Source organism: Sphaerimonospora mesophila (genome assembly GCF_001417795.1).
In the GTDB taxonomy this organism is placed as follows: domain Bacteria; phylum Actinomycetota; class Actinomycetes; order Streptosporangiales; family Streptosporangiaceae; genus Sphaerimonospora; species Sphaerimonospora mesophila.
Genome location: NZ_BCBX01000064.1, coordinates 1 through 13297 on the forward strand (window position 1 = coordinate 1; position 13297 = coordinate 13297).

Consider the following 13297-nt stretch of genomic DNA (forward strand, 5'->3'; position numbering starts at 1 on the left):
CGCGGAAGCAAGATATGTGTAAGTCGTGCTTATGCGGCTCCCGGAGGCGGGAGCCGTACGACCGGGCGCGGTCGTGCAACGGATGGCAGGTTGGGCCGCGGTACGGCTCGCGCCTGCTGAGGGCTGGGCATCACGATAGCGGCGCGCGCTATCGCCAGTCCGCGGGCTGGTCAGCCGGCGTGCGGCTCGCGGTCGGCCACACCACCGTCAGCGTGTACGCGCACAGCACGGCGAATCCAGCCCAGCCGGGGAGCGGGAAGTACCCGGCGGACGGCGCATAATGGGCGACCACCTGCGGATACTCCACTGCCGTCTGCTGGACGGCGAAGCCCGCCGCCGGGGTAAGCCTCAGCAGCCACTGCGACACGACGTCGGGTAGTAGCGGCAACGCGGTCACCGCGTAGGGCATGGCGACGAGCGTCAGCGCGAGGAGGATCGCCGTCCAGCCGCGCCGCAACAGGACGCCGAGCCCGTACGCCAGGACACCGCAGAGTGCGAGCACCGCCGCGACCCCGATGACGACCCGAGCGCCGGTCAGCAGGGAGACCGGCTGCACGGGTACACGGTTGCCGCTCAGGATCGCGACGCCGGCCGGCAAGACCACGCCAACGGCGGCGAGCCCGGTCACGAAGGTCGCGGCACCGACCATCACGGCCCGGGCGACCAGTATTCGACGAGATGCCGGTGTGTCCGACCGGGTACCGAATCGGGCGGCCAGGACGAGGACGATGATCAGCGCGATCACCAGACCGGACAGGGTCCTCTCGACGGTGACGGCTCCCTCGCCCCCGCCCGGGCCGATGTCACCGGTCCCGCTCACGGTGATGACGCCGTCCTTCTCGACCGCGCCGGAGGCGTTGTGGTGCTTCTCCCAGTCAGTGTGGTTCATCTCGCCGCCGACGGCCTCGCTGCGCCACGCGCCGGTGGACGCGCCTTCCACGGTGACGTGATCGAAGACCCCCGTTGCCTGTGTGAAGCGGACCTCCTCGGTGGCTCCGCCGAGTCCGGTCTTCCGCAGCGTGAGGTCGCCGGGGGAGGCGGTGAACAGCCCGGCCTGCACCGTCTCCGGGAGACCGGCCAGCGTCACCGTCCCGACGGTATGCCAGCGCCGACCGTCGGCGGACTCCGAACCGGTGATGGTGTCGCCGGACCGCGTCAGGCGCAGCCAGCGCGGGGAGCGCAGCGAGAGGCCGCCCGCGCTCCCGGCGATGTCGTGCCGGTAGTCGTACTGCATCCGCACGCCGTGGCCGCCGGTCATCATGAGCGCCGCGTAGGAGGATCCCGGCCGGACGCCGTCCTTGATGATGATCCCGGCCTTCGCCCACGGCACCAAACCGGAGACGATCCGGTCATGGTCGGGCGGTGGGTAGGTGATCGTGCCGGTCATCGAGGTCATCCGCACGGTGATGGAGCCGCCCGGGCCGAGGTCGCGGTGGAGGAACCAGAAGTGGTCGATGACGATCGAGCCGTCGGCGGCGGTCGGATCGGTCGGGCAGGGCCCGTCGCAGGACGCGTGGCTGCCGAAGGCGTAGAGCAGGCCGGTGGCGATCACGGTGAGGGCCGCCGCGGCCAGGGCGATCAGCCGGCCGGGGCGGCGGAAGGCCGTCCATTCCCGGTGAAGGAGTTCTCTGGTGCGCATGCCGTCGTTCTACGGGCGCGGGCCTAACGTGGCCCGAACCGCGCCTGTCATCCTGTTGTTAGGCCAGGCCGGGCATGCTGGAGGCATGATCGGGCTGCGCAAGGGGACTGTGGGACTCCGGTTCGCGATCTTGTATGCCGGAGTGTTCCTCATGTCCGGAATCGGGTTGCTGGCTCTCACCTTCCTGCTGGCCGCAGGGGGAAGATCCAGCCTCCCCGTCGGCCGGCAACCGCTGACTGAGGGCAGCCTGGACGAGGTATACCAGCGCAGTCGCCATCTGCAGGAGCAACTGGCCGAGGTGAACGCGCAGCACTCCCGGCAGTTGCTGATCGGCTCCCTGCTCGCGCTGATGGTGCTGACGGTCGTCTCTTTGTTGGTCGGCCGGGCGCTCGCCCACCGGACGCTGCGCCCATTGCGAGTGATCACCGCGGCGACCCGGCGCATCTCCGCCGACAACCTGGACCAGCGGCTGAGCATCAGCGGCCCGGCGGACGAGGTGAAGGACCTTGCCGACACTATCGACGGCCTGTTGGGGCGGCTGGAAGCGTCGTTCGCCGCCCAGCGCCGGTTCGTCGCCAACGCCTCGCACGAGCTGCGGACCCCGTTGGCGACCATGCGGGCGTCACTGGACGTCGCGGTGGCCAAATCCGATGTGGCGCAGCAGACGCTTACCCTGGGCGACCGGCTGCGTACGCAGCTGGATCGAGTGGATCAGCTGCTCGACGGCTTTCTCATGCTGGCCCAGGCGCAGCACAGCGCGCTGACCGATGCCGCTGACGTCGATCTGGCCCAGTTGGTCGCGCAGGCGGTGACTGACCTCACCGCCGGGATCGCGGCGAAACGGCTGAGCGTGACCGAGGATCTGCGGCCCGGCATGAGCACCCGAGGCGATGCCGCCTTGCTCGCTCGGATGGTGGAGAACGTGCTCGACAACGCCGTCACGCACAACGAGGAGGACAGCTGGATCAGCGTCGAGACCTTCCGGGCGGGCGCCGAGGTCCGGCTCGTCGTGCAGACCGGCGGAGGCGTCCTCGATCAGCGGGACGTGGACCGGCTCGCGCAGCCCTTCGAGCGGCTGGGCGCGGATCGCACCGGGTCCGAGAACGGCTCCGGCCTCGGACTGTCCATCGTGGCGGCGATCGCGGCGGCTCACGGCGGACGGCTCGAACTATTCGCGCGGTCGCAGGGTGGCCTGCGAGTCTCGATCACGCTGCCGTCCGTCCCCGTCCCAGCCGAGGCGCGGGCATGAGGATCCTGGTCGTCGAAGACGCGCGATCGCTCGCCGAGGTCGTCGCCGAGGGCCTGCGCGATCAGGGGATGGCCGTCGACCTCGCGCACGACGGGCTCACCGCCGCCGCCAAGCTCGACCTCACGGCGTACGACGTGGTGGTCCTGGATCGCGACCTGCCCGGCCTGCACGGCGACTCGCTGTGCCAGATGATCACCGAGCGCCTGGACCGCCCGATGGTGCTGATGCTGACGGCGGCCGGGACACCCGGCGACCGCGTCGCCGGTCTGACACTCGGAGCGGACGACTACCTCGCCAAGCCGTTCCACTTCCCGGAGCTGATCCTGCGCATCCAGGCGCTGGCCCGCCGCAAGCCGGACGCACACCCCCGGACCTTGCGCGTCGCCGGGATCGAGCTGGATCCCGTACGCCGGGCCGTAGTGCGCGACGGCCGGCAACTGAACCTTTCGGTGAAGGAGTTCGCCCTGCTGCAGGCGCTGATGCGGGCGAGTCCCGGATTCCTCAGCACGGAGGCTCTGCTGGAGCGGGTCTGGGACGAGAACGCGGACCCGTTCACCAACACGGTGACCGTGACGATCGGGCGGCTGCGCCGCAAGCTTGGCGAACCACCGGTCATCACGACGATGCCCGGCGTGGGTTACCGGCTCGCCTGAGCCTTGCACCTCTAGGCAACTCTGCAGGTCAGGGTCGGCGGCAAACCGATGGGATATGCCATCACAGTGCGGCGGTGACAGGACTTCCGCCCGCCGTATGGACGGTCCGTCCTTTGCCGCTGCCTACTGGTCGGGGTCGGCGATCTCAATGACGTGCAGCGGGTTGTCCATGGCGTGGGATGGCTGCCGCCATTTCTCGAGGCGCAGGGTGAGGATCGGGCAGATCGACACATCCGCGATGGCGGCGGCGTGCGCGTCGTGGACGTCGAGCCCGGTGGCGGCCATCGTGTCGACGAGCTTGGCGGCCTGGGCGATGCCGTCCAGCGGGGCGACGATGGCATGCTCGAACGCGGCCAGGCCCGCGAGCAGCGCCTGCGCTTCGGGTGCTCCGCGGCCGTCGAGGAGCGCGCCGGTGGCCGCCAGCGTGGGGATGATGAGCGGCTGGCCCGCCCGGTCGAAGTCCTGCAGCAGGCCGATCAGGTCGGCGTCCCCACGGGCGACGTCGGCCAGGATGCTGGTGTCGAGAATGTACGGCGTGGGGGTGAAGTCACTCACCGGAGGCCGCCGGGAAACCGCGCTCGGCGAGCTGGCGGTTCACATGCCGCATCATGCGGGCCACCCGCGCCGGGTCGGCCTGCCGGGCGCGTTCGCGCAGCAGGGCCAGCGCACGCTGGTCGGTGATGCGCTTTTCCGCGATCGCGTCGTTGAAGACGGCGGCCACGCTGGTGGCCTTGCCCGCGGCGACCAGATGCTCGGCGTATTCCAGGACGTCGGGGTCCACGGTGATGGTGATCCGCGCCTTCCGATCTCCGCTCATACCCCGAATCATACTCAGCTTCGGGGCCGGGATCCGACGGAAACGACCTCGGCCGTGGTCACATCGGGGACAATGCCGTACGGCCAGCGTTCGATGCGATGGACGGGGACGGGCAGGGGCGGCGTCGCAGGCGGCGGGGCGTGAAGCGGCGCCATGTGGTGCAGTTCCGGCTCGACGACGGCGAGTACGCCGAGCTGGAGGATGCCGCCGTCCGCGAGGGACTGTCGCGTGGTGCGTACGCGGCGAACGCCGCCCTGGCCGCCGCCCGGGGAGAGGCCGGCCCGCAGATCGCCCCGTTGCGGGAGGCGCTGCGGGAGCTGATGCGGGCGAGCGAGCAGGTCCGGCGCATCGGGGTGAACCTCAACCAGACGGTGGCGGCGCTGCACTCGACGGGGGAGGAGCCGCTGACCCTGCGCCTTTACGCGGCGGCCTGCATGCGGCTCGTCGCCCGGCTCGACGAGGCGGCCGGTGCCGTACTGCGGAAGCTCCCATGATCGGCAAGGTGCGGCGTGGCGGCCGCGTGGCCGGGCTGCTCGCCTACCTGTACGGCCCGGGCAGGGCCAACGAACACGTCAACCCGCGCCTGGTCGCCGGATGGCGGGATCCGGCCGAACTCGAGCCACCCCTGCGGCCGAACGGAAAACCCGACCTGGCCCGGCTCGCCGCCCTGCTGCGGCAGCCGCCGGTGGCCATCGGCGAGGCCGAGCGCGTCTGGCACTGCATCGCCCGCGCCGCCCCGCAGGACCGGGAGCTGACCGACGCCGAATGGGCCCGCGTCGCGCGCGAGATCATGCACCGGACCGGGCTCGCGTCGCATGGCCAGGAGACCGAGGCGGTGCGCTGGGTGGCCGTCCACCACGGCGACAACCACATCCACATCGTCGCGACCCTCGCCCGCCAGGACGGCGGCAGGCCCGGCATCTCCAACGACTTCTACCGCGTACGGGAGGCCTGCCGGGCGATGGAGGTCGAGCTCGGGCTGCGCCGTACCGCTCCCGGGGACCGTACGGCGGCCCGGCGGCCCACCCGCGGCGAGCACGAGCAGGCCGGTCGGCGCGGCTGGGAAGAGGTCCCGCGCGAGGGTCTGCGCCGCAGGGTCGGTGCGGCTGCCGCCGCCGCTGCCTCACCCGAGGACTTCCTGCGCAGGCTGGCACAGGCGGGCGTGCAGGTCAGGCTGCGCAGGGGAGACGACGGGCAGGTCGTCGGGTACGCGGTCGCGCTCGACCACCACCGAACCACCGCCGGGGCCCTGGTCTGGTACGGGGGCGGAAAGCTGGCCGCCGACCTGACCTGGCCCAAGCTGTGCGCCCGCTGGCGTCGTACGCCCCGGGACGAGCTTCGCCAAAAGGTCGCGGCCGCCGCCCGCGAGGCGCACGGCGAGGAAGACTTCTTCCATCGCCTGGCCGCCGGCGGCGTGCTGGTACGGCTGCGTCACAGCGAGGTCAACCCCGGCCAGGTCACCGGGTACGCCGTCAGCCTGCCCGGCATGACCCCGCCGGCCGAGCAGGTCTGGTACGGCGGAGGACGTCTGGCCGGCTGGCTCACCCTGCCCCGCCTCAGGCAGCGATGGGCCGCCGGCGACCGGGGATGGACCCAAGCCGAGCGGGAGGCACTGTACGGCGAGGCCGCCCAGGCGGCATCCGCCGCGGCAGCCAGAATCACGCAGGATCCGGCATCGGCCGCCGATGCCGCGTGGGCCGCGGCGGACGTTCTGCGCGTCGCCGCCACCGTGCTCGGCAACCCGGTTCTGGCGAGGGCGGCCGAGGAGTATGAGCGGGCCGCACGCGACCCTTACGGGCGGACCCCGCCGCCCTCGCCCGAGGGCGTACGGCTACGCGCCGCCGCCCGGCTGCTGGCGCTCGCCGGTGTCGCCGGCGGCCGGGACACGACACTCACCGGCGTGGCGTTGGCCGGTGCGCTGGCCTGTCTCGTCGACTCGGTCGCCGACCTGCGCCGGGCGCAGCAGCAGGCCGCCCAGGCGGATGCCGCCCGCCAGGCCGCGGACCAGTTGCTCACCCAGGTCACGGTGTCGGCAACGCCCCCCGGTCAGGCTCCGCCCGTACGGCTGCGCCAGGACCCGCCAGGGCAGCCCGCCGCCGGCATCAGGGAGCCCCGTCATGGATGGTGAACACTACGGCGACCCGATTCGCGAGGCGCTGGGGCGTGCCGCAGGCCGTACGGCCCAGCTGACCTCGCTGCTCACGGTCGCCGCCCAAGTCGCAGTCGACGTGCAGCGACGCCGGGCCGAGATCGCACAGGCCCGCGACCTTGCGGCCAAACGGGCGCTGGAGCAGCAGGCGCACGCCGTACGGCAAGCCGCCCGGGCACGCTGGGCTCCCGCCCATGACGCACACTGGCTCGGCGATGCCGACCTGCTCGACGTCGGCAGGATCTGGAGCGCGGCCGTCCCGCACGCGGACGACGACCCCACCGCCGAGGCGGCCGTACGCAAATGCGAGGAACGACTCCGCACGCTGCACCCGCACGCGATGGCGCACTACGACCAGCTCCGCGCGGACGGGCTGGGGCGGTTGGAGGCGATGCGCGAAGCCGCCGCGTCGTTCTCCCGCGACGCCCGCGACCCTGCCCCGCGCCGTCCCGCTGTGACCGTCGGCGAGGGGCACGAGGCCGTGTTCGACCGCTTCGAACACGGCCCGTTCCGCGAGGACTGGGAGCGCTCGCGGTGGGAGCGCGCCGCCGAGCAGCGGGCACGGGAACTGCTGGACGAGATGGAAGCCTGCCCCGGCGGCGCCTCACCGCACGTCGAGGAACTGCGCTCGGCACTGGAGAGCCGTACCAACCTGCCGTCGCAGGCCATCGACGTGGCCGTGGCCGAGCGGGCCCGTACGGCCGTCGCCCTGGCCGCTCTCGACCACCCCCACACGATTGACCAGGTCGTGAAGGCCACATCCACTGCCACGGCGGCGACCGATGAGGCCCCACCCATTCCCCGACCACGCGAACTCACCTCGAGCGCGGCGACCCGCACCAACTCGTAAGGCAGCCGGAGAGCGTCGCCCGGGGGAGACACGCGTTGCGACCAGGCGCTTGCCGTGCAGCTGTCCTACCGATCAGGTGGAGAGGGGGAGAGGCTTGGCCGCCATTCGTCTTCGAGGATCGAGTGGATGATGGAGTCCCGCCATCGGCCTCGGACGAGGAGATGGTCGCGGATCCGGCCTTCCTCGACCATGCCGAGCTTTCGCATCAGTCGACCGGAGGCGTGGTTGTCGGGGCTGCGCGCACCCCAGATGCGGTGCAGGCCGAGTTCGCCGAAGCCGAGCCGAAGCAGGAGTTCCACCACCTGGGTACCGAGTCCCTGCCCCCACTGGTCGGCACAGAGCGCGAAACCGATCTGCCCGCTGCTCTGGCCGGGATGCTGGGTGTCGACGGCCAGGCGGGCGAAGGCGATGAGCTCTCCGGTAGGGCGGACCGCGGCCAGGGAGTACTCGGTCCGCGGTTCGTCCCCGGCGGCCTTGGTCACGCTCGCGAGGGTGGCTTCTACCTGGGCCCGGTCGCGGGGCTCGAAGCTCAGATGCTCGGTGACACATGGGTCGCCGTAGATGGCCAGTACGGCGTCCACGTCGTCAGAGGCCTCGAACTCACGCAGGCTGACGGTTGGGGAGGTGAGCGTGACCGGGTACATGCGGTGAGACTAACGGCCTCGGGGCAGCGCCGCCGCTGCAGGCGCCTGGCCGAAGAACTCGATCTCTCGTTGCAGGTCCCGGGCCGCTGCGGCTCACCTCCACGGGCGTGGGGAGGACGTGCAGGAGTGCCAGGGCACGGGCGTCCCGATCGGCTCACCCCCACGGGCGTGGGGAGGACCCCCCGGCAACCGCAACCCGCTACTGTCAAGCGGCTCACCCCCACGGGCGTGGGGAGGACGAGATCAAGCGCTCCAAGGCGCTGCCGATGCGCGGCTCACCCCCACGGGCGTGGGGAGGACACCGTCCGCGACCGCGTTGACCTGGTCCAAAATGGCTCACCCCCACGGGCGTGGGGAGGACACTTCCTGACCTGCTAGTTCACAATCTCACTTGCAGTTTCTGAGGCAGAGGTCGCGTCGACGGCGTTCGCCACGAATCTGATCAACTGTAGGCCATCGAAATCGATCACATGACGACGGCGCTGCCCGGCCGTACGCATGGCGAACCCTTGCTCGGTATCGGCCGGATGGATCAAGACGGCTACCCCGTCGCCGACGCTGGCGCTGACCGCCGACCAGAGTTCGTCGCGAACGCGGGCGGACACCGTGCCGACATACAGGCCGGGTGTGGGTTCGATGAGCCAGCGGGACAGCGCCCCACCGACATGGTCGGGGATCGCCGTCGTGGAGATGACCACCATTGACGCCATCGCTACTCCAGGTTCACCAGGTCGGTGGCGTCGTACGACGTGGCCTCGAACCCGTAGTTGACGCCGGCGGGCAGCGGGCCGGCCTGTGGATCCCACAGGTGCACCAGATCAGGACTCCGATCGGCGGCGGGATCTTCGTCGTCGGACGGGTCGAGCAGGGCTTGAATGTCGGTGATGATCTGCGGCATGAGCTTGAACGCGGAAGTCTTCACGCAGTCGTCGCCGGGCTTCGCGTTCGGGATCCGTGGACGCGTGCAGGGAGAACGCGAGCGGGATCGTCACGCGCGCCTTGTACAGGTCGGCGACGTCGTAGACGAATCCCATCTGGGTTCCGCTGTGTACGAATCCCAGGGCGGGGGAGCAGCCCAGGGCCAATACCGCGGCGTGGACGACGCCGTACATGCAGGCCGATAGGGCCTTGTTGACGGGATCTTGATCGTCCCAGGCGTCGGGGTCGTAGTTGCGCTTGAACCGCTTGATGCCGTACTTGGTCGCGAGCAGCCGGTAGAAGGCCTTGACTCGCTGTTCTTCCAGACCCCTCAACTGTGCGAGGGTGACCCTGGCCGGTGCGGAGGACGTACCGAATCGCATCTCGTACATCCTGATCGCCACCTGCAGGCGGGTCTCGTCAGATGCCCAGGCGCGGGCCTGCTTTTCCAGCCACCGCGTCGTCAGTGAGGTCGTCAGGATCCCCGCGTAGCTGCGTACGCCCCCTGCGCCCACGCAGACCAGGGAGGTGCCGTGCCGGGCGAAGGTCGCCATGGCCGGCTGGGTGATGGACGTGCCCGGTCCCAGCAGAACACATGCCAGGGCGGCGGTGGGGATGTACACGCGGTCGACGCCCCGGGAGGATTCGACCTGCGCGCACACGCCGGTGTCGTCCTGCACGACGATGCGGACGGCTTCGGCGTAGAGGAATGACAGCGAGTCCGCGATCCGCGGCAGCATCGCCAGCGTGGGGGCCGCCAGTTTGCGGCGTGCCGCGGTCGTCATCTTCCCGCCGGCGCAAGGCTGAGCAGGCCACAGCCGTAGGACTTGCCACGTCCGATGCCCTCGAGTACGGCCTGGCGGGCGAGGCCAGCGTCGGTGACGGTGGCGATTCCGTCGAAGCGAACGACGGCAAGTCGGATGCCGTCCTTGGTACGGATATCGCGTTGGGACTGCGCGGAGACGGTCAGCACCGTCAGCCGTTGCCGGTTGCTCGCCGAGCCCATCATTGCTCGGCGGCCGCTCCGAGGAGCGCCTGGATTCTCCCCGCGTCGGGGCCCGCGTTCTTGCTGAGCCGCTTGGAGGGGTTGGCGGCGATGCCCCCTAGTGCAAAATGACATTTTTGGGCATGTTTTAAATGCTCTCCATTCCTGAAACGGGAGGTCTAGTTGTGCTCTGGTTCCTCATTTGTGGACATATATCGTTAACCGGCCGCCGTAAAACACCGATCAGCTCGTACATTTCCTGTCCAAGGAAGGGGGTGAGGTAAGGAGGAGGGATTGAAGATCAGGATAGAGCTTGATGAAGAAGACTTACGTGATACTTTGCGACATTTAGGGCGATATGCCTGGTGGGTCACCCTGTTTGCGGTCGGCCATTTGACTGGGACGTGGTGGTGACCTTCGTGAGAAGTCCCCATCCATGGGGGTGTGCCAGTACGTGCTGAACGTTGGCCGAAACTCCCCACGACCAAGTGGGGGTGCCACTCCGCCAGAGCTATCTCTGCCTCGGTTTACCTTTCCTCCTCGCCAGCGATGGATGGTGTGACTTGAGAGATGAAATTGACCTTAGATCGCCGTGGGGCAAATTGGGTGGCGGTGACCTTCCGCATCCCCTTATCTGTCACGCCATCGACACCATGGCGGTGGCAGAGTTGTTGTTCGACAAGCTGATAAGCCCCCGGCTCCGATCGAAGTTTGTGGCGGCGTTCACACTGCTCGGTGAGGCGCGTGCGTGGGTGGCGTTCTTGTGTGGTCTTCATGATCTCGGGAAGTTGTCGCCGGCCTTCCAAGCGCTGAGAGCCGACGCGGCGGTACGGCTGATGGGGGAGCCCGCAGCCGGCGCGATCCGGCGGATGCCGGATTACAAACGTGTAGGACGCATCGACACTCCGCACGGAGTCCTGACGGCAGTGCGGGTCGAACCGATGCTCAGGGCGTGGGGAGCCGACCTTCGCACTGCTCAAGATCTGGCGAATGCCATCGGTGGGCACCATGGCTTCTTCCTGAGAAGCGAGACCCTACGGCAGGCTCGAAGCGGCGTCCGTGACCACGGGGGCGACCTCTGGAAGGTCTGGTGCGTCAAATTCGCGGAGAACATTCTGCAGTTGCGGAACCTGCCGAGGCCGCCGGAGACGGCATGGGCGCAGTTACACATCGAGATCGACTTGCTGGTGGTCCTGTCGGGACTGACCTCGGTCTCCGACTGGATCGCCTCCGATGAGAGAAACTTCCCCTACGCGGGCGCCGACGTTGACCTTGCCGCCTATGTTCAGCGCGCGGCGGAGCGGGCCCGTGAAGCTGTGAGCCGGCTCGGTTGGATTTCCTGGGAGCCTCCGGAGGAGGCACGGTACAAGAACCTTTTTGGTGAGGAGCCGCGCCAGATGCAGCTGGATGTCGAACAGCTCACCTACGAGCTCGACGGTCCGCTGATGCTGGTGGTGGAGGCTCCGACAGGGGAGGGGAAGACGAAGGCCGCACTGCAGGCGGGGGCTCGTTTGGCACGTTCCCGCCATACCCCTGGTCCCGGCGCGGGGCTGTACTTCGCCACCCCGACCAGGGCAACCAGTAATCAGGCCTACCGCGAGCTCAGTGACTTCATCAGCAGACACCAGCCTGAACTCGCGGTGAGGCTGCTGCACAGCGGTGCCGATGACTTCCTCGTCGCTCAGCAGGTGCGGGCGCAGGAGGACGAGGTGCTTCAGCCCAGCGCCGTGGATGAGGGCGGCGACCCGGCAGTAGCGGTGGACGCTCGCGATTGGTTCACCCGCAAGAAGGGGCTGCTGGCGCCGATCGCGGTCGGCACGGTGGACCAGGTGCTGATGGCGGGGATCCGATCGAGGCATGTCTTCGTCAGGATGACCGGCCTGTCCGGCAAGGTCGTCGTCATCGACGAGGTGCACGCCTACGACCCGTACATGTCCACGATGCTGGACCGGGTCCTGCAGTGGCTGGGTTTCCTCGGCGTGTCGGTGATCCTTCTATCAGCCACGCTGCCGGCCCACCGGCGTGCGGATCTCGTCCGCAGGTGGCGGTCGGGGCTTCTCGGGCACGACGTGATGCCCCTTGCCCTCGACATCACGGTCGGTTATCCCCGCATCACTTACGCCACCGCCGAGACGAGCGAAACGGTCTCGACTGCCGTGAGCGACCTCAACGCCGATCGGCGTATGACCCTGCTCAAGGTTTCCGATGAGGAGTTGGTCGGCTGGTTGCTGGAGCAGGTACGGCTCGGCGGTTGTGTCGCTGTGATTCACAACCTGGTGAGACGGGTCGCGAAGACGCAGGAGGCCTTAGAGGAGGCCGTCAGACGACTTCCTGAAGAGGAACGGCCGCAGGTGTACGTCGTCACTGGCCAGCTTTCGGCGAAGGCGCGATCAGAGGTCGAAAACGAACTTCGTCTCGCCTTCGGCCCTCCTACGTGTGAGGAGCAACGAGGCGGCGCCACCCGGCCATCTCGGGCCATCGTGGTGGGCACGCAGGTGCTGGAGTCCAGCCTTGATCTGGACTTCGATCTGCTGGTCAGTGATCTCGCTCCGATCGACTGTCTCATCCAGCGCATGGGCCGCGTGCACCGTCATGGAGACGCGCATCTTCGCCCCGCCCACATGGCGAAGCTCACGTTGGCCATCACCGGGGTCGAGGAGACGGACAAAGGGCCGAAGCTCCCCCCATATACCGGAAGCATCTACCCGAAAGCGGTCATGTGGCGTACCTGGGCTCTGCTGCGGAATCGTGCGGAGATCCACTCACCCGGCGACGTGTCCGAGCTGATCGAGAAGGTGTACGGCCCGCAGCCGGTGACCTGCCCGCCGGGCTGGATGGACCTCGACGGGGCGGCGCGGAAGCTGGAGAAGTCGCGAGCCCATCAGAGATTCGACGCTCGGGTGATCTATCTGCCCTGGCCTCGCCGGGATATGCCGCTCACGGACATGACCAGACGGGCAGAAAGCCCCCGTCAGACCCGTAGGGAGGGACGCCCGTCATGACCGACCCCCACGAATTCTCGGAGAGCATTGAGGAGACGGTCACGGTGGTACTCCTCCGCCAGAACCCGGCTAATGGGGAACTCATCCCGGTCGAGGGGGACATCGCTGTCGATCTCGATGCCAGTACGCCCCCTCCACCTGAATTGGTCGCCCAGCTGCTCGACTCCAGCGTGCGCCTGACCGCACCCTCCGAGGTGCCCTACGAGATCGTCGAGGCCATCAACGAGTTGCCGATCCCGGTGCTTTTCGCACAGACGCCTTGGCTGCGTGCGCACCGCGTGCTGACCTTTCGCGGGGGCCGCGCAGCCCTGGGCTCCTTCCGGATGCGTTACAGCCCACGTCTCGGACTCCTCGTCGATGAGCTGTCCAGAACGGATACACGCGAATGACA

The 13297-nt window shown here is 68.9% G+C and carries 14 protein-coding genes and 1 CRISPR repeat array; of the genes, 7 read left to right on the top strand and 7 right to left on the bottom strand.

Annotated elements, in window-relative coordinates; genetic code table 11:
* Positions 1-148: 148 nt before the first annotated feature.
* The gene (locus AP234_RS33035; protein WP_055483695.1) at positions 149-1639 is read right to left on the bottom strand and encodes a hypothetical protein; all 1491 of its coding nucleotides are present in this window, start codon (positions 1637-1639) and stop codon (positions 149-151) included.
* Here AP234_RS33035 and AP234_RS33040 point away from each other — a divergent pair.
* The gene (locus AP234_RS33040) at positions 1638-2888 is read left to right on the top strand and encodes a sensor histidine kinase (RefSeq protein ID WP_235558533.1); all 1251 of its coding nucleotides are present in this window, start codon (positions 1638-1640) and stop codon (positions 2886-2888) included. The genes AP234_RS33035 and AP234_RS33040 overlap by 2 nt on opposite strands.
* Complete coding sequence (locus tag AP234_RS33045) at positions 2885-3541, top strand: response regulator transcription factor (protein WP_055483697.1); 657 nt, start codon at positions 2885-2887, stop codon at positions 3539-3541. Before AP234_RS33040 ends, AP234_RS33045 begins: the two co-directional genes overlap by 4 nt.
* A gap of 123 nt (positions 3542-3664) precedes the next feature.
* Here AP234_RS33045 and AP234_RS33050 read toward each other — a convergent pair whose 3' ends face one another.
* Complete coding sequence (locus AP234_RS33050) at positions 3665-4096, bottom strand: hypothetical protein (RefSeq protein ID WP_055483698.1); 432 nt, start codon at positions 4094-4096, stop codon at positions 3665-3667.
* Positions 4089-4358, bottom strand: a complete 270-nt coding sequence (locus tag AP234_RS37520; RefSeq protein WP_055483699.1) for a hypothetical protein — start codon at positions 4356-4358, stop codon at positions 4089-4091. Before AP234_RS37520 ends, AP234_RS33050 begins: the two co-directional genes overlap by 8 nt.
* Positions 4359-4456: 98 nt before the next feature.
* On the opposite strand from AP234_RS37520, the gene AP234_RS37525 reads away from it, so the two are divergent.
* Genes AP234_RS37525 through AP234_RS33070 form a run of 3 tightly spaced genes read left to right on the top strand, consistent with a single transcriptional unit; the run spans position 4457 to position 7357 of the window.
* Positions 4457-4852 (top strand): plasmid mobilization protein, encoded by a 396-nt coding sequence (locus AP234_RS37525; protein ID WP_160330534.1) that lies wholly within the window; start codon positions 4457-4459, stop codon positions 4850-4852.
* Positions 4849-6486 carry a relaxase/mobilization nuclease domain-containing protein gene (locus AP234_RS33065; RefSeq protein ID WP_055483701.1) on the top strand — a complete coding sequence of 546 codons (1638 nt, stop codon included), beginning with the start codon at positions 4849-4851 and terminating at the stop codon, positions 6484-6486. The genes AP234_RS37525 and AP234_RS33065 overlap by 4 nt, the downstream gene beginning before the upstream one ends.
* On the top strand, positions 6476-7357 hold the full coding sequence (locus AP234_RS33070; protein WP_055483702.1) for a hypothetical protein: 882 nt from the start codon (positions 6476-6478) through the stop codon (positions 7355-7357). The genes AP234_RS33065 and AP234_RS33070 overlap by 11 nt, the downstream gene beginning before the upstream one ends.
* Positions 7358-7422: 65 nt before the next feature.
* Here AP234_RS33070 and AP234_RS33075 read toward each other — a convergent pair whose 3' ends face one another.
* The 4 genes from AP234_RS33075 to AP234_RS33090 form a co-directional block, all read right to left on the bottom strand.
* Entirely contained in the window at positions 7423-8001 is a 579-nt protein-coding gene (locus AP234_RS33075) for a GNAT family N-acetyltransferase (protein WP_055483703.1), read from the bottom strand.
* An 89-nt stretch (positions 8002-8090) separates the two neighbouring features.
* Positions 8091-8362: direct repeats of the CRISPR family, unit length 29 nt; unit sequence CGGCTCACCCCCACGGGCGTGGGGAGGAC.
* 13 nt (positions 8363-8375) lie between these two features.
* Positions 8376-8711: a type I-E CRISPR-associated endoribonuclease Cas2e gene (gene cas2e / locus AP234_RS33080; RefSeq protein WP_055483704.1), complete on the bottom strand. Its 336-nt coding sequence runs from the start codon at positions 8709-8711 to the stop codon at positions 8376-8378.
* A 108-nt stretch (positions 8712-8819) separates the two neighbouring features.
* A complete protein-coding gene (cas1e, locus tag AP234_RS33085; protein WP_235558531.1) occupies positions 8820-9704 on the bottom strand; it encodes a type I-E CRISPR-associated endonuclease Cas1e in 885 nt (294 codons plus the stop codon).
* The gene (locus AP234_RS33090) at positions 9701-9928 is read right to left on the bottom strand and encodes a type I-E CRISPR-associated protein Cas6/Cse3/CasE (RefSeq protein WP_055483705.1); all 228 of its coding nucleotides are present in this window, start codon (positions 9926-9928) and stop codon (positions 9701-9703) included. Before AP234_RS33090 ends, cas1e begins: the two co-directional genes overlap by 4 nt.
* A 470-nt stretch (positions 9929-10398) precedes the next feature.
* Between AP234_RS33090 and cas3 the strand changes: the two genes are divergently transcribed.
* Together cas3 and AP234_RS33100 are read left to right on the top strand one after the other, a co-directional pair.
* A complete protein-coding gene (gene cas3, locus AP234_RS33095) occupies positions 10399-12906 on the top strand; it encodes a CRISPR-associated helicase Cas3' (protein ID WP_268778100.1) in 2508 nt (835 codons plus the stop codon).
* A complete protein-coding gene (locus AP234_RS33100) occupies positions 12903-13295 on the top strand; it encodes a M23 family metallopeptidase (RefSeq protein ID WP_055483707.1) in 393 nt (130 codons plus the stop codon). Before cas3 ends, AP234_RS33100 begins: the two co-directional genes overlap by 4 nt.
* Positions 13296-13297 lie beyond the last annotated feature (2 nt).